This window comes from Natronococcus sp. A-GB7, from assembly GCF_029688865.1.
GTDB lineage: Archaea > Halobacteriota > Halobacteria > Halobacteriales > Natrialbaceae > Natronococcus.
This window is the reverse complement of record NZ_JARUKV010000001.1, coordinates 1-13,825: the sequence shown is the minus strand read 5'-3', so window position 1 is coordinate 13,825 and position 13,825 is coordinate 1. Positions and strand designations below refer to the sequence as shown.

Here is a 13,825-nt window from a genome sequence, read left to right as displayed (position 1 = left end):
TTTCCGTTCCCGTAGCGACGCGGCCGGTTTCTCCGGAGCGAGACCCCCAGATCGCTCGAGCGTTCAGCGCAGCCGGGAGAGCGGGTTTCCGACGTCGAATCGGTCGCTGATCGCCCACCGACCGACGAGGACGCCCGCGAGCTTGACGCAGACGTACGCGAGGACGATCCCCGCGACGACATCGATCGCCCAGTGGATCCCCAGGTACATCGTCGAGATCGCGACGCTGATCGCGAGCGGGACCGCGACGATCGCCCACCGCGGGTAGACCTCCCGGGTCTGGTAGGCGAGGACGCCGACGGTGGCGGCCAGCGAGGTGTGTAGCGACGGGAAGACGTTGGTGTTGCGGTTGACCTGCCGGGTGAGGTGCTGGTAGCGCGGGTAAGTGTCGTACATCAGCGCGTCGACCAGCTCTGGCATCATGTTTCGGGGGCCGTAGGCGATGACGAACGTGTACAACACCAGCCCCAGCACGTAGTTGAGCGTGTAGGCGGTCAGCAGCTCCCGCAGCGGTCGCGTGTTCGACAGCGCGAAGTACGCGACCACGGGGAAGACGAGCAGGAAGACGTAGCCGTAGATGTAGACGAACGAGAAGAAAGCCGTCAGCGCCGGCGTCTCGAAGGACTGTAGCCAGAGGATGAACTGGCCCTCGAGATCGTAGATCGCCCACGTGAGGTTCCAGCCGATCATCCACGAGAGGTCGGGAACGACCTGCCTGGCGACGCTGTTGGCGAGAAGGACGACGGCGAGGACGACCGTGATCGGCGTGGCCGCGCGGAGTCGGGACGCCCACTCGCGGCGCGTGTCTCGGAGCCGATAGCGACCGACGACGACGGCGATCCCCGCGAGCGTCAACAGGGAGACGACGACGGCCAGCTGGAGCAACACCTGGACCAACATTAGCGTCTCACCCGAAGTGCGCCGTCGTCGTAGCTGAAGCCGGCGTCCTCGAAGGCCTCCCTGGCGGCCTCGACGTCGAGGTCGCCGTCGGAACCGAAAAACGGCGTCGCCGGATCCTCGCCGTTCCAGGCGAGTCCCTCGGGCGTCCACTCCTCGGTGACCGGCGTCGCGGTCGGTTCGGCGTAGCCGTGGAAGACGTCGTCGACGAGCCAGTCCTTGTCGAGCAGCCCCGCAACCGCGCGTCGGAATCGGGCGTTGGCGAACGGCGCCCGACGGGTGTTGAACCCGAGGTGGTAGAACGTCCACGACGGCGACTCGAGGGACATCGTCTCCTGGGCCGGCTCGAGGTCGTCGAGAACGTACGTCTCGAGGATCGCGCTCGTGATATCGGCGCCGTCAGTGTTGACGAGCTCGATCGCCGACGTGCTCCGCGGATCGATCCCCACCCGAAGCTCCTCGACGCTTGCCTCGGGGAGATCGACGCCCTCGCGACGGGTGAAGTGGTCGTCGAACCGCTCGAGGGTCACGTGTTCCCGTTCGGTCCGGCTTCCGAAGCGGAACGGACCGCTGCCGATCGGTGGGACGTTGTCCGTTGTCACCGCCTCGGTGGCACCCTGGGCGACGCTGACGCCGCGAACGGTGGCGGGCGCGGCTCGCTCGCTCCAGACGTGTTCAGGGAGGATCGGCACGGTGAGGACGCGCTCGGCGACGGCCTCGCCCGCCTCGAGTTCGAACTCGAGGTCGAGGTCGCCGTCGACGTCGATCGCCTCGACGGCCGCCGCCAGCCCCCTGTACCGCGGCGGGGGCGACGACGACTCTCCTCCCCCAAGTTCACTATCCTGCAGCAACCGGTAGGTGAACTCGACGTCGCCGGAGTCGAGCGGTTCGTCGTCGTGGAACCGGCAGTCCTCGCGGAGCCGGACTCGAAGGGTGCCGTCGTCGTAGGCCCAGTCCTCGGCAAGCCAGGGCTCGATCTCGCCGTCACGCTCGGTCGCCAGCGAGTCGTACACCAGCTCGAGGAACGGCTCGTAGTCGCGGTACTCGGCCGTGAGCGGGTTCAAGTTCTCGGAGATGCGCGCGTCGGTGTGGGCCGTCCGCAGCCGATCGACGTCGTCGCCGGGCTCGAGGTCGAGATAGCCCAGTCGGGTCGACGGATGGGCCTCGCCCCAGCCGTCGAAGCGGTCGGTCCTGACGAAGCGGTGCTCTTCGGGCACGCAGATCGGAGCGAACGGCTGTTCGCGGGCCAGCTCCTCGAGCAGCTCGGCGAGGATCGCCTCGCGCTCCTCGCCGTCGGCCCGACGCTGGGCCTCGAGGAGGTCGTCCAGTTGCAGGTTCGCGTAACCGAAGGGGTTCTGCCAGCCGGACTCCTCGGCGTAGACCGAGTGCAGCGCCTCGTAGAGGAAGTCCGGGTCGGTGCTCCCGGGGTGGCGACCGACGTAGAGGTCGAACTCGTGGTTGATCAGGACCGCCCGCAGGAACTCCTCGTTCGAACGCATGTCGATCGAGACATCGACCCCGACGGCCTCGAGGACGGCGGCGACCTCACGCGCGAGGCGGATCCCCTCGCGGTCGCCGTCGGCCGGCAGGGTGACGATGGTCACGGAGAGCTGGTCGACCGCCTCGCGGTTGACGACGGTCCGAACCTGGCGAACGCAGCCGCTGGTCGCGACGGCGAGCCCGGCCGTCCCGGCGAGAACCGCGCGCCGACTTCGGGGGCGTTCGGACGGTGCCGGCGTTCCGTCGGTCATTCGGTGGATACCTTCAGTTCAGCCAGTGTCGGTATAACAGTATTGCGTTCGGGCTCACTCGCGGTCGTCCGGCGAGGCCGGCCGTCGATCGAGGTACCGACGGAGTCGGGCGATCGGTCGTCGGCCGACGAGGGTCCCCGAGAGCCGGACGCAGACGCCGGCGAGTACCAGCCCGGCGACGACGTCGATCGCCCAGTGGATCCCCAGATACATCGTCGAGATCGCGACGCTTGCCGCGAGGACGGCCGCGACGGGGAACCAGTAGGGGTAGCTCGAGCGCGTCTCGTAGGCGAAGATGCCGACGGTGGCGGCGAGCGAGGTGTGCAGCGAGGGGAAGACGTTGGTGTTGCGGTTGACCTCGCGGGTGAGGTGTTGGTACTCGGGGCTGTTGTCGTACAGCATCGTCACCGTCAGCTCCTCGGGCATCACGTTTCGTGGCCCGTAGGCGATGATCAGCAGGTAAAACGCCAGCCCGATCACGTAGTTCAGCGAGTACGCCGTCAGCAGCCGGCGGAAGGTCCGGGTCTCTGACAGCGCGAAGTACGCGACTCCGGGGAAGATCAGCAGGAAGGCATAGCCGTAGACGTAGATAAACGAGAAGTACGCCGTCAGCTCTCCGGTCGCGATCGACTGGAAGACGAGGACGAACTCCCCCTCGAGGTCGTAGAACGTCTCCGTCATGTGGAGCCCGATGCGTTCCGAGATCCCCGGTCCGGCCTGTCGCATGACCCGATTGAGCCACAGCACGACGACGAGCACCGCGAACGCGGGCGCCGACGCCCGGATACGGGGTCGCCACTCGCGGGCCGTCGCGACGAGGCGGTCGCGACCGACAAACGCCGCAATCGAGACCGCCAGTAGGAGTCCGACGACGACGGCGACCTGCGTCAGGACTCGCGTGAGGACCTCGCCGTCCATCGGACTACTGGTGGAGCCGCCCCTGCTCGTCGTATCGGTATCCCGCGTCCTCCAGCGCCGCCCTGGCGGCCTCGGCATCGAGCTCGCCGTCAGCGCCGAAAAACGGTGTCACCGGATCCGTCCCCTCCCAGATCAGCTCCTCGGGCTCCCACTCCTCGGGCAGCGGCGTCGCGGTGGGGGTCGCGTGGCCGTCGAAGATCTCGTCGACGATCCACGACTTGTCGAGCAGTCCGGCGACCAGTCGACGAACGTGGGGGTTGCTGAACGGCTCGATTCGCGCGTTGAACCCGACGTGATAGAACGACCGTGACGGCGACTCGAGGTGGTCGACCGCTGGATCGTCGGGGATCGTCTCGAGCGCGTGAGCCTCGAGCATCGACGCCGTCACGTCGGCGCCGTCGTTCGCGACGCGCTCGATCGAGGACGCGCTGCCCGGATCGATACCGAACTGCAGCCGTTCGACGTCGACCGCGGGCAGGTCCACGTCCTCGCGCCCGGTGAAGTGGTCGTCGTAGCGCTCGAGAGTGAGGTGTTCACGTTCGCTCCGGCTCTCGAAGCGGAACGGACCGCTCCCGATCGCCGGCACGTTGTCCATCGTCACGAGCCCCCACTGGCCCTGGGTCGCGGTGAACGCCTCGGCGTTCCCGACGCGAGCCTCGACCTGTTCGCGCCACCGGTGTTCGGGGAGGATCGGGACGGTGAGCGCGCGTCTCGCGGCCTCGAGACCTGTCGCGAACTCGAGACGGAGTTCGCGGTCGCTCTCGACGGTGACGCCCTCGAGCGTCGAGACGTGACTTCGGTAGCGCGGGGCCGGCGACGGGAATTCGGACCGACCCAGTGCGGTGTCCTCGAGGAACCGATAGGTGAAGGCGACGTCGTCGGCGTCGAGGGGCTCGTCGTCGTGAAAGCGGCAGTCCTCGCGGAGCGTTATCGTCGCCTCGGCGACGTGGTCGTCGTCCCCGTCGGCACTCCGCAACTCCACGTCCTCTGCCAGCCAGGGGACGAGGTCGCCGTCGTGTTCGGTCGCGAGCGAGTCGTAGACGAGGTCGATCGTCGAGCCGCGCTCGCGAAGCGTCGCCGACAGCGGGTTCAGGTTCCGCGAGATCCGGGAGTCGGTGACCAGCACGCGCAGTCGGTCGACGTCCTCGTCGGGTTCGAGTTCGAGGTAGCCGTGACGGCTCTCGGGGTGGTCGGCACTCCAGCCCTCGAAGCGGTCGGTTCGTGCCACGCGGTGTTCTTCGGGGAAACAGATCGGGTCGAAGGGGTTCTCCTCGGCCAGTGCCTCGAGCAGGGTTGCGACCCGCTCCCGGCGTGGCTCCCCGTCGACCCGCCGCTGGGCCTCGAGGTGGTCGTCGAAGGGGATGTTGGCGAACCCGAACGGGTTCTGCCAGCCCGACTCGTTCGCGTACGCCGAGTGTAGCATCTCGTAGAGGAAATCGGGGTCAAAGTCGGCGGGGTGGCGCCCGACGTAGAGGTCGAAGTCGTGGTCGATCAACACCGCCTCGAGGAACTCCGAGCGCGAGCGCATGTCGAGCGAGGCGTCGATTCCGACCGCCTCGAGGTTCGCCTCGAGCTGGCGGGCGATCCGGACGGCCTCTCTGTCGCCGTCCGCGGGGACGGTCGTGATAGAGAGGGCAAGGCGGTCCGTCTCCTGTCCGACGGCGCTCTCGACGCGATCGATACAGCCGCTGGTCGCGAGGGCGAGTCCGGTGGCACCCGCGGCCAGCACCGAGCGCCGATCGACGCCGTTCGGTCGAGTAGTTGACTGACGATTCATTCTGCTTCGCTACTTCGGTTTGGTGTAGCTACATAACAACTTTGTGCTCTATGTGCGTCCTAAACGGGATGCCTGAGGACATATACGGCCAATAATCTCCGTTTCATCAGTCCAACCCGTTCCGTAACATCAATATAAAGATGCGCGAAACACGCAGCCATGAGCGTCGCCGCCGAGCGGATCGATCGCCTTCACGAACTGGCTCGAGCGGCGGCCGCCGACGGCGACCGGGAGCGGGCCCGATACTACGTAGCGCTCGCGCGCCGGATCGCGGAGCGAAACCGGCTCACGCTCCCCCGCGAGTTTCGCCGGTTCACCTGCGACGCCTGCGATGCGTACCTCAGACCGGGGAAAAACGCCCGCGTCAGAACTCGAGACGGCCACGTAGTCATCACGTGTGACTGTGGCGCCCAGGCGAGATACCCCTACGGGGAGTAGGACGCCCGTCCGATATTGCTAAGATTCAAACGGTTTGCGTTGCTATGCGGGGGTATGGATACCGAAGAGCGAAAGCGAAAGGCCCACGACCTCGACGTCACCGTCTGGGTCGGCAAGAGCGGCCTCGAGGCGGTCGTCGACGAACTCGACGATCAGCTCTCGAACGAGGACCTCGTGAAGGTAAAGTTCCTGCGAGCCGCTCGAGCCGGAGACTCCACTGACGACAAGGCAGCCGACCTCGCCGAACGAGTTAACGCCGAACTCGTCGACGTCCGCGGCCACACGGCGGTTCTGTACCGATGAGCGCCGCAGGAACGCTCGCCCAGGTCGAGGGTATCGACGCGCTCGAGACGGCGACGCTCGTGGATCTCGCGATCACGGGGCTCCGATTCCTCGTCGCGTTCGCCGTCGTGGTGATGATCGGACGACTCGTCCTCGTGCCGCTGGTCAACCGCGCGTTCGATCGGCGCGAACTGGACGAACACGTCCGGAACCCGCTGTTGATGCTGACGCGGTTCGGCATTCTCTTCGTCGCCGTCGCAGCTGCGTTCGGCTTCGCCGGCTTCGAGAACTTCCTCGTGTCGCTGGCCGGGATCGCCGCGGCCGGGGCGCTCGCGGTCGGGCTGGCGATGCAGAACGTCATCTCGAACTTCGTCGCGGGAATCTTCATTTATGCTGACAAGCCGTTCCGGATCGGCGACTGGATCGAGTGGGACGGCGGCGACTATTCTGGGGTCGTCGAGGACATCAGCTTCCGCGTGACGCGGGTCCGAACGTTCGACAACGAGTTGCTGACCGTTCCCAACTCCGCGCTCACCGGCGGGGTCGTCAAGAACCCCGTCGACGGCGACAAGCTCCGGCTGAAGTTCGTCTTCGGCATCGGCTACGGCGACGACATCCAGCAGGCGACCGACATCATCGTCGAGGAGGCGAAACGCCACCCCGGGATCATGGACGACCCCGAGCCGGCCGTCCGACTGACCGAACTCAACGACTCCGACGTCGGCCTCCAGTCGCGGATCTGGATCTCCAATCCCTCGAGAGCCGACTTCGTCCGCACCAAAGGCGAGTTCATCACCGCCGTCAAGCAGCGCTTCGACGAGGAGGGGATCGACATCCCCTACCCGGTTCGGACGCTCGAGGGCGGGCTCGAACTCGAGGACCGACAGCAGGTCGCCGAGGCCGCCGAGTAGCGCAGTACTGACCGCGGTTTCGTCGACTCTGCGAGCCGACTCGCCTTCGATACGGACCGGTTCACGAACCAAGGCCGACTCTCATCGAAGCCAAGATCAGATTTACTGGCCGAGAGCCGCGCGTGCCGGGAGACCTTCGGTCTCCCGTACTTCGCAGCTTCACCGCGAGAATCCGGCGAAAGGCAGGCGTCCCGCCGAACTCGCCACGAGCGAGTGAAGCGACAAGCGAGCAGACGACCGACCCGGAAGCCGCGTTGTACGCGGCTGTCGGGGAAAGAGAACGGTTTTGCTCAACCCTTTATCGAACGTCGACACGCCATGCGGCAACGACGCTGTCGCTGGCGAGATATGAGTATCGTGGAAAAGTTCGGTGGTTATGAATGTGGAGGGTCGCGGTTGCCCGGCGTTCCGGCCGGGGGAATCCCGGTTGCCTTCTCCACCCCGCGACCCGTCGAGCGACAGGTGTCCGGCGGTCCACTGCTCGCTTCCGCGCCTGATGGGCTGTCGCCGACTAACCACGATGGGGCGTCCCTGCGGACGGCCACCGTAGACCGCTGTCCCCGACGGACGAGGCTTCTCTGTTGGCTCCCGGGGCCCCGGCCGGTCTGACCGGACGCCCGCGGCGTTCGGTCCCCGCTAATGACCATAGCGCGGGTGACGAGCAGGGCCAAACTGCCCGACCTATCCATCTTTACGTAGGAGGCTGGAACTTAAGGGCCTTTCGTCTCGAGCACTGCCCGAGAACCGCTCGAGGGCACAACGACGGCGGACGACCTCGCGGATCACGAGGGCTCAGTCGATGTCGCCGTGGTCTGCCTCGCCGGACTCGCCGCGCTCCTTCGAAGAGAGCGGGACCGCGAGGACGAGCAGGATCGCGTAGTAGATCCCGACGGCGGCGGTGACGACGACGCCGCTGACACCCGGCAGGCTGGCGCCCTCGAGGAACGTCTCGTCGGGATTGAACGCCCAGACGTGAAACACCCAGCCGACGAGCATCGCGGTTATCAACGGAAGGTACACCCGCCGCAATCGGTGGCTGAACGCGCCGCGGTAGCTGATCTTTCGCTCCGGATCGCGGTAGTCTCGGCTCAGCTCTTCCCGCCAGGCGTCGTGTTCGATGCCCTGGGAGGGGTCGAGCGCGTTCGCGAAGAGGTTCTCCTGGAGCACCCGGACGCGCGAGCGCCAGATGTCGTAGTCGCGAAACCGTCTGGCCTCGATGAATAGGAACACCGTCCCCATGATGAGCCCGGCGAGGATCACCGCGTGGGAGACCTCGCCGGAGAAGGCGTACGCGACGATTGCCGACATCACCGTCACGGCCCAGTTAGTGGTCGTGTCGAGTCGGTCACGCCACTCGACCATCCGCTCCATCTCTCCCCGGTAGAGGTGGGCCGCGACGGAGCCGAGACCGGTGCTCTCGTCGACCATCTCCCGGCCGATCTCCGCCTGCTCCGGATCCTCGGGATCGAACTCTGAGTCTCCCATACCGTCCGTACGACTCCGAACCGAATCGCTGTTTGTACCGTCCTCGGAGCGGACGTGTCCGCGCGACTGCCAGCACCGACCCACCGTTCTCCGGTCACCCGTCGATGTACGTTTCCTGGAACCGGTCGATCTGCCCGTCGGTGCCGGCGATCACGAGCGAGTCGTCGCGCTCGAGGCGGGTCCCCGCGACGTTGGAGCGGTACTCCTCGTCCCGCTCGATCCCGATGACGATACAGTCGGTGTTCTCGCGGATCGTCGCCGGCTCGAGTTCCGTGCCGACGAGCGCCGGGGCGACGAGCTGTCGCAACTGGAGCTGCTCGCTCAGCGGCATCACCTCGCGTTCGAACGCCCGCAGCGCGATCATCCGGCCCGCGACGTTCGGCAGGGCGAGCACGTGATCGGCGCCCGCGGTCCGCAACGCCCGCAGGCTGTCCGCGGTGTCGGCGCCGACAACGATCTCGACGGCCGCGTTGAGGGCGTTCGCGGTCAGCGTTACCAGCACCGCGTCCTCGTCGCGTTCGAGCGCGATGACGACCGTTCCCGCGTCCTCGATCCCGGCTGCCAGCAGCGTCTCCTCCTCGGTCGCGTCGCCGACGACGTCGACGATTTCGCCGTCCTCGCGGTCGACGACGGTCGTCTCGAGGCCGGCTCGCTCGAGGGTGCCGGCGGCGGTCCGCCCGACGAGTCCAGCGCCGACCACGACAACCGGTTCCTCGGCCGTTCGGTACGGGCTCCCGGTCGATCCGGTCCGGTCGGCGACCGCCTCGAGCGTCGACTCGGTGCCGGCGACGAGCAGCGACGTGTTCTCGTCGACGTGGACTTGCTCGGAGAGTTCGGTCACGAAGTCGCCGCGGACCCACGCGCCGACGACGGTCGCGCCGGTGTCCTCGAGTTCCCGCGTCGAGGCCATCGTCTCGCCGAAGAGTTCGCTTTCGGAGTCGACGTAGAACTCGGTGAGGTCGATGTCGTCGCCGAGGGTGAACTCCCCCTCGGGCGCCGGCGCGATGATCGTCCTGACCCGGTCACCCAGGGCCTTCCCGAGGCGGTGTTTCGGCGAGAGTACCTCGTCGACGCCGGCGTACCGGAAGTACCGTGCTCGCGAAGGGTCGGTGACGAGGACGAAGAGGTCGGCGGCTGGACCCCGGTCCTCGATCGCGAGCACCGTGTCGACGAACTCGCGTTCGGTCGCGTCGACGACGACGGCGGTCGCGTCCTCGAGCTGGGCGGCGTCGAGGACCTCGTCGGTCGCCGGCTCGCCGTGGAGGACGACGAGCCCGTCCTCGTGGAGTCGCTGGGCGCGGTCTTTGTCGTCCTCGAGGATCACGTACGGCGTGCCGTCGGCCTCGAGTTCGTCGACCAGCGTGTCGCAGAGGGCGGTGTAGCCGACGACGACGACGTGGTCCTCGATCCGATCGATCTCCCCGGGCGGAGACGGCTGGACGAGCGTCTCGAGCCAGGGGACGACGAACTGCGGGATCGCGACCGCGATGTAGGCGATCCCGGTGACCTGCACCAGCAGGACGAGCGCGGTCATCTCGAGCGTCTCCCAGGGGGCGTCCTGGCCGTACCCCGTCGTGGTCATCGACTGGACGACGATCTCGAGGGACTGGTACCAAGTCCGGGTCTCACCCTCGTAGACGGCCATCCCCCACCGGTAGGCGAGCGTGTACAGCGCGATCAGGGCGATGAGGGAGCCGACGTACACCGCTAGTCGACGGGTCAGTTTCACCACGGCCGCTCATCCGTGGGTCGGTCACCCGCGGCTCGTCTCGAGGGGGCGCGATCCGAGCGCCACGCGCGAAGCATAACGAGATCGATCACCCCAGGGGATATCGTTCTTGTCCGCCGAAACGGACCGGTCGAGCCGCGGGCTCGGCGAGGACTCCCGAAGCGCGATTCGGGGTTCGCTCTCGAGGACGAACTCGCGGCGACGTCGATCAGTCGGCCCTGGCGCCGCGAACCCTGCTCAGGACGCTTCGCTCCCGGAGAATCGCGACGACTGCCCAGCCGAGGACCACGACCTCGAGGGCCAGCACGACCGGGTGGAGCGTGTGCGTGATGTCGGTTACGGGAAGGACGATCGTCACCGTCTCGAACGCCGCCTGCTCGTCCGGGGGTGGCCCGAGGAAGAACACGTAGTACGGCGTCGCGGAGAGCCCCTGGGTCGTCGCCACGTTCAGGAAGTCGGTCCCGATGTGAACCAGCCAACCCAGCGACAGCGCTGCACCCCGACGGCCGAACAGGGACGTGAGGAGGAGACTGGCGGGAACGGCGACCGCGACCGAGTGCGCGACGGTGTGGGTAAACGGCGTCAGGCCGAGCCAGTACAGCGGTCGATCCACGAGGTCGGGCAGCACCGAGCCGACGACGAGGTACGCGATCGGAAATCGCGTGTAGACGCCGAGCAGATACCCCATCGCCAGGTGTGTCGGAAAGGTAAGGTGGAGCATCGCAGGGACGGCTACGAGATAGCAGGGGCTCGCGGGACTTCAACCGTCGGTACGCGAACGAAGCACGAAAAACCGAACCGATTCAGGTCGCGTCGATCAGGCCGCGTCGCTCGGCTCGAACTCGTCGAACCCGCCCGTCTCGAGACCGGACTCGAGGTTGGCGACCGCGTCGGGCGAGATCTCCTCGAGCGCGCGCTCGAAGTGGTCGGCGGTGAGTTCGATCGCCTCGACGTCGGCGTCCTCGCCGGCGGCCTCGCGTTCGACGTGTTCCCGGACGGCGATCGTCGCGGCCTCGCGGCAGACGGCCTCGACGTCGGCACCGGTGTAGCCCTCGGTCTCCTCGGCCAGCGTGTCGAGGTCGACGTCCGCAGCCAGCGGCCGGTTCTGGGTGTGGATCCGGAAGATCTCGCGGCGGGCGTCCCTGTCGGGTTCGGCGACCTCGACGTGGCGATCCAGTCGACCGGGTCGCAACAGGGCGTCGTCGATCAGCTCCGGTCGGTTCGAGGCCGCGACGACGACGACGTCCTCGAGCTCCTCAAGCCCGTCGAGTTCGGTCAGCAGCTGGGAGACCACCCGTTCGCCGACGTTCGAGTCGCCGCCCCCGCTGCCACGTTTGGAGGCGATGGCGTCGATCTCGTCGAAGAAGATGATCGTCGGGGCGTTCGCGCGGGCCTTCTCGAAGACCTCGCGGACCCCCTTCTCCGACTCGCCGACGTACTTGTCGAACAGCTCCGGCCCCTTGACCGAGATGAAGTTCGACTGCGATTCGTTGGCGACGGCCTTCGAGAGCAGCGTCTTCCCGGTCCCCGGCGGGCCGTGGAGCAACACGCCCTTTGCGGGGCTGAGATCGACCTGCGCGTAGGCGTCGGCGTGTTCCATCGGCCACTGGATCGCCTCGCGGAGCCGGCCCTTCGCCTCCTCGAGCCCGCCGACGTCCTCCCAGGTAACGTCCGGGATTTCGACGAACACTTCCCGCATCGCCGAGGGCTCGACGCCCCGGAGCGCGCTCCGGAAGTCCCCTCCGGTGACCTCGATCTTCTCGAGGACCTCGGCGTCGATCTCGTCGGCCTCGAGGTCGAGTTCCGGGCGGAGTCGCCGCATGGCGGTCATCGCCGCCTCCTTCGCCAAGTTCTCGAGGTCGGCGCCGACGAAGCCGTGGGTGTTCTCGGCGAAGCGCGCTACGTCGACGTCCTCGGCCAGGGGCATGCCGCGGGTGTGAATCTGGAGGATCTCCTCGCGCCCGCCCGTGTCGGGGGCACCGATTTCGATCTCGCGGTCGAATCGGCCGCCCCGGCGAAGCGCGGGGTCGATCGCGTCCACGCGGTTGGTGGTCCCGATGACGGTGATCTCGCCGCGGTCCTCGAGGCCGTCCATCAGGCTGAGGAGCTGGGCGACGACGCGTCGTTCGACGTCGCCCTGGACGTCCTCGCGCTTGGGCGCGATCGAGTCCAGTTCGTCGATGAAGACGATCGCCGGCTCGTTCTCGGCGGCCTCCTCGAACACCTCCCGGAGCTGCTCCTCGCTCTCGCCGTAGTACTTCGACATGATCTCCGGGCCGGAGATCGAGTGGAAGTGGGCGTCGACCTCGTTGGCGACCGCCCGCGCGATGAGGGTTTTCCCGGTGCCCGGCGGACCGTGTAGCAGAACGCCCTTCGGGGGGTCGATGCCGAGCGTCCGGAACAGCTCCGGGTGGCGCATCGGCAGCTCGATCATCTCCCGAACCTGCTCGAGCTCGTCGTCTAACCCGCCGACGTCCTCGTAGGTTACCGTCGGCGTCTCGCCGTCCTCGCCGTCGCCGCCGTCGATCGGGCCCTGGGCCTCGATCTCGAGCTGGTCGGGCGTGCGGTCGACGAGTTCGACGTCGGTTCGGTTGCCGACGACGACGGTGCCGGCGGGCTCGGTGTCGACGACGGTGATCGGGAGCTGGCGCCCCGAACGGCTCGTCAACAGGCCGAAGCCGAGCGACACCGTGAGGGTGTCGCCGGGGCTGACGGCCCGGTCTGCGAGCTTGCCCCGCAGGTACGAGCCGATATCTCCCTGAATGCGAACGTTCTCTGGGAGGGCGACTCGAACCCGCTCGGCGGGTTCGACGTTGGCCGCCTCGACGGAGACGGCGTCGTCGATCCGCGCGCCCGCTGCCTGTCGAAGCTGGCCGTCGATGCGGACGATGCCTCTCCCGGTGTCCTGGGAGCGGCCGGGCCAGACCCGCGCGATGACTCGACTCTCGCCGCCCTCGATGGCGACGAACTCGCCGCTCGAGACGCCGAGTTCGTCCATCGCTTCTCTGTCGATCGATGCCAGACCGCTGCCCGCGTCCTTCCGTTTGAGTGGTTTTACTCGAAGTTGCATACGTATCAGTGATAGCTGTCGCTGTCGGCCGACGCGAACGCGTCCGGCCGGAGTGGTCGGTTCGCCGGCGGAGCCGGGTATCGGTACGACGTCGTTCGGGATGCCGATTCGGTCAGGGGTTACTCGGCGGTTTCATCCTCGAGGGCGATCTCCCTGCCGCAGGTCTCGGGACCCGCGGTCGGAGGCGTCACCTCGAGGACGCCGTTCGTGTACGTGGCCGCGATCTCCTCATCGTCGACGATCCCGGGGAAACGGAATCGACGGTGGTGCGTCTTCTTCCGTCCGCGATCGTCGTCGACGTGTTCGGCGGCGACGTTCAGGACGCCGTCGTCCCACGATAGATCGATCTCCTCGGTTTCGAACCCCGGTAGGTCGATCGTGAGGACGAACTCGCCCTTTTCCTCGCACAGTTCGTAGTCGCTGCCTCCCTGCTGTCCGAACAGCCGAGACGGCATCTCGAGGTTCTGCGTCCAGGTGCTCGTCGTCGGTGGGAGCACCATGGTTGGTCACCTCGTGTGCATTAGTTGATTGTTCGCGGTTCTATATAAATCTTTCCCCCCAAACATC

General features: G+C 67.1%; 12 protein-coding genes and 1 other RNA gene. 3 read left to right on the top strand and 10 right to left on the bottom strand.

All coding sequences use genetic code 11. From position 1 onward, the window contains the following. Positions 1–63: 63 nt before the first annotated feature. The 4 genes from QA609_RS00065 to QA609_RS00050 are packed head-to-tail and all read right to left on the bottom strand — an operon-like array spanning position 64 to position 5,343. Positions 64–900, bottom strand: a complete 837-nt coding sequence (locus QA609_RS00065; protein WP_278300541.1) for a phosphatase PAP2 family protein — start codon at positions 898–900, stop codon at positions 64–66. Next, complete coding sequence (locus QA609_RS00060; RefSeq protein ID WP_278300540.1) at positions 900–2,648, bottom strand: ABC transporter substrate-binding protein; 1,749 nt, start codon at positions 2,646–2,648, stop codon at positions 900–902. The genes QA609_RS00065 and QA609_RS00060 overlap by 1 nt, the downstream gene beginning before the upstream one ends. A 54-nt stretch (positions 2,649–2,702) precedes the next feature. Next, entirely contained in the window at positions 2,703–3,566 is an 864-nt protein-coding gene (locus QA609_RS00055) for a phosphatase PAP2 family protein (protein WP_278300539.1), read from the bottom strand. 4 nt (positions 3,567–3,570) lie between these two features. Then, on the bottom strand, positions 3,571–5,343 hold the full coding sequence (locus tag QA609_RS00050) for an ABC transporter substrate-binding protein (RefSeq protein WP_278300538.1): 1,773 nt from the start codon (positions 5,341–5,343) through the stop codon (positions 3,571–3,573). 159 nt (positions 5,344–5,502) lie between these two features. Here QA609_RS00050 and QA609_RS00045 point away from each other — a divergent pair, with 159 nt between their 5' ends. The 3 genes from QA609_RS00045 to QA609_RS00035 are packed head-to-tail and all read left to right on the top strand — an operon-like array spanning position 5,503 to position 6,974. After that, a complete protein-coding gene (locus tag QA609_RS00045; RefSeq protein WP_278300537.1) occupies positions 5,503–5,781 on the top strand; it encodes a ribonuclease P protein component 4 in 279 nt (92 codons plus the stop codon). Positions 5,782–5,835: 54 nt separating this feature from the next. Continuing rightward, positions 5,836–6,084 carry a YhbY family RNA-binding protein gene (locus tag QA609_RS00040; RefSeq protein ID WP_278300536.1) on the top strand — a complete coding sequence of 83 codons (249 nt, stop codon included), beginning with the start codon at positions 5,836–5,838 and terminating at the stop codon, positions 6,082–6,084. Further along, the gene (locus QA609_RS00035) at positions 6,081–6,974 is read left to right on the top strand and encodes a mechanosensitive ion channel family protein (RefSeq protein ID WP_278300535.1); all 894 of its coding nucleotides are present in this window, start codon (positions 6,081–6,083) and stop codon (positions 6,972–6,974) included. The genes QA609_RS00040 and QA609_RS00035 overlap by 4 nt, the downstream gene beginning before the upstream one ends. Positions 6,975–7,353: 379 nt before the next feature. Here QA609_RS00035 and ffs read toward each other — a convergent pair. From ffs to QA609_RS00005, 6 genes are all read right to left on the bottom strand, one after another. Next, an RNA gene (gene ffs, locus QA609_RS00030) (signal recognition particle sRNA) lies at positions 7,354–7,666 on the bottom strand. A gap of 100 nt (positions 7,667–7,766) precedes the next feature. Beyond that, complete coding sequence (locus tag QA609_RS00025) at positions 7,767–8,459, bottom strand: DUF2270 domain-containing protein (protein WP_278300534.1); 693 nt, start codon at positions 8,457–8,459, stop codon at positions 7,767–7,769. Positions 8,460–8,553: 94 nt separating this feature from the next. Next, positions 8,554–10,191, bottom strand: coding sequence for a potassium channel protein (locus QA609_RS00020; protein WP_278300533.1), 1,638 nt, complete (start codon positions 10,189–10,191; stop codon positions 8,554–8,556). Between the two features lie 205 nt (positions 10,192–10,396). Further along, a complete protein-coding gene (locus QA609_RS00015; RefSeq protein WP_278300532.1) occupies positions 10,397–10,909 on the bottom strand; it encodes a hydrolase in 513 nt (170 codons plus the stop codon). A 96-nt stretch (positions 10,910–11,005) separates the two neighbouring features. Beyond that, positions 11,006–13,258 (bottom strand): CDC48 family AAA ATPase, encoded by a 2,253-nt coding sequence (locus QA609_RS00010; protein WP_278300531.1) that lies wholly within the window; start codon positions 13,256–13,258, stop codon positions 11,006–11,008. 119 nt (positions 13,259–13,377) lie between these two features. Further along, positions 13,378–13,758: an Hsp20/alpha crystallin family protein gene (locus QA609_RS00005; protein ID WP_278300530.1), complete on the bottom strand. Its 381-nt coding sequence runs from the start codon at positions 13,756–13,758 to the stop codon at positions 13,378–13,380. Between the last annotated feature and the right edge of the window lie 67 nt (positions 13,759–13,825).

Bases quoted from the DNA above. Each gene is read 5' to 3' on its own strand.
- QA609_RS00060 (WP_278300540.1), bottom strand. From the start codon at position 2,648: ATGACCGACGGAACGCCGGCACCGTCCGAACGCCCCCGAAGTCGGCGC.
- QA609_RS00015 (WP_278300532.1), bottom strand. From the start codon at position 10,909: ATGCTCCACCTTACCTTTCCGACACACCTGGCGATGGGGTATCTGCTC.
- QA609_RS00055 (WP_278300539.1), bottom strand. From the start codon at position 3,566: ATGGACGGCGAGGTCCTCACGCGAGTCCTGACGCAGGTCGCCGTCGTC.
- QA609_RS00045 (WP_278300537.1), top strand. From the start codon at position 5,503: ATGAGCGTCGCCGCCGAGCGGATCGATCGCCTTCACGAACTGGCTCGA.
- QA609_RS00005 (WP_278300530.1), bottom strand. From the start codon at position 13,758: ATGGTGCTCCCACCGACGACGAGCACCTGGACGCAGAACCTCGAGATG.
- QA609_RS00065 (WP_278300541.1), bottom strand. From the start codon at position 900: ATGTTGGTCCAGGTGTTGCTCCAGCTGGCCGTCGTCGTCTCCCTGTTG.
- QA609_RS00040 (WP_278300536.1), top strand. From the start codon at position 5,836: ATGGATACCGAAGAGCGAAAGCGAAAGGCCCACGACCTCGACGTCACC.
- QA609_RS00035 (WP_278300535.1), top strand. From the start codon at position 6,081: ATGAGCGCCGCAGGAACGCTCGCCCAGGTCGAGGGTATCGACGCGCTC.
- QA609_RS00025 (WP_278300534.1), bottom strand. From the start codon at position 8,459: ATGGGAGACTCAGAGTTCGATCCCGAGGATCCGGAGCAGGCGGAGATC.
- QA609_RS00010 (WP_278300531.1), bottom strand. From the start codon at position 13,258: ATGCAACTTCGAGTAAAACCACTCAAACGGAAGGACGCGGGCAGCGGT.
- QA609_RS00050 (WP_278300538.1), bottom strand. From the start codon at position 5,343: ATGAATCGTCAGTCAACTACTCGACCGAACGGCGTCGATCGGCGCTCG.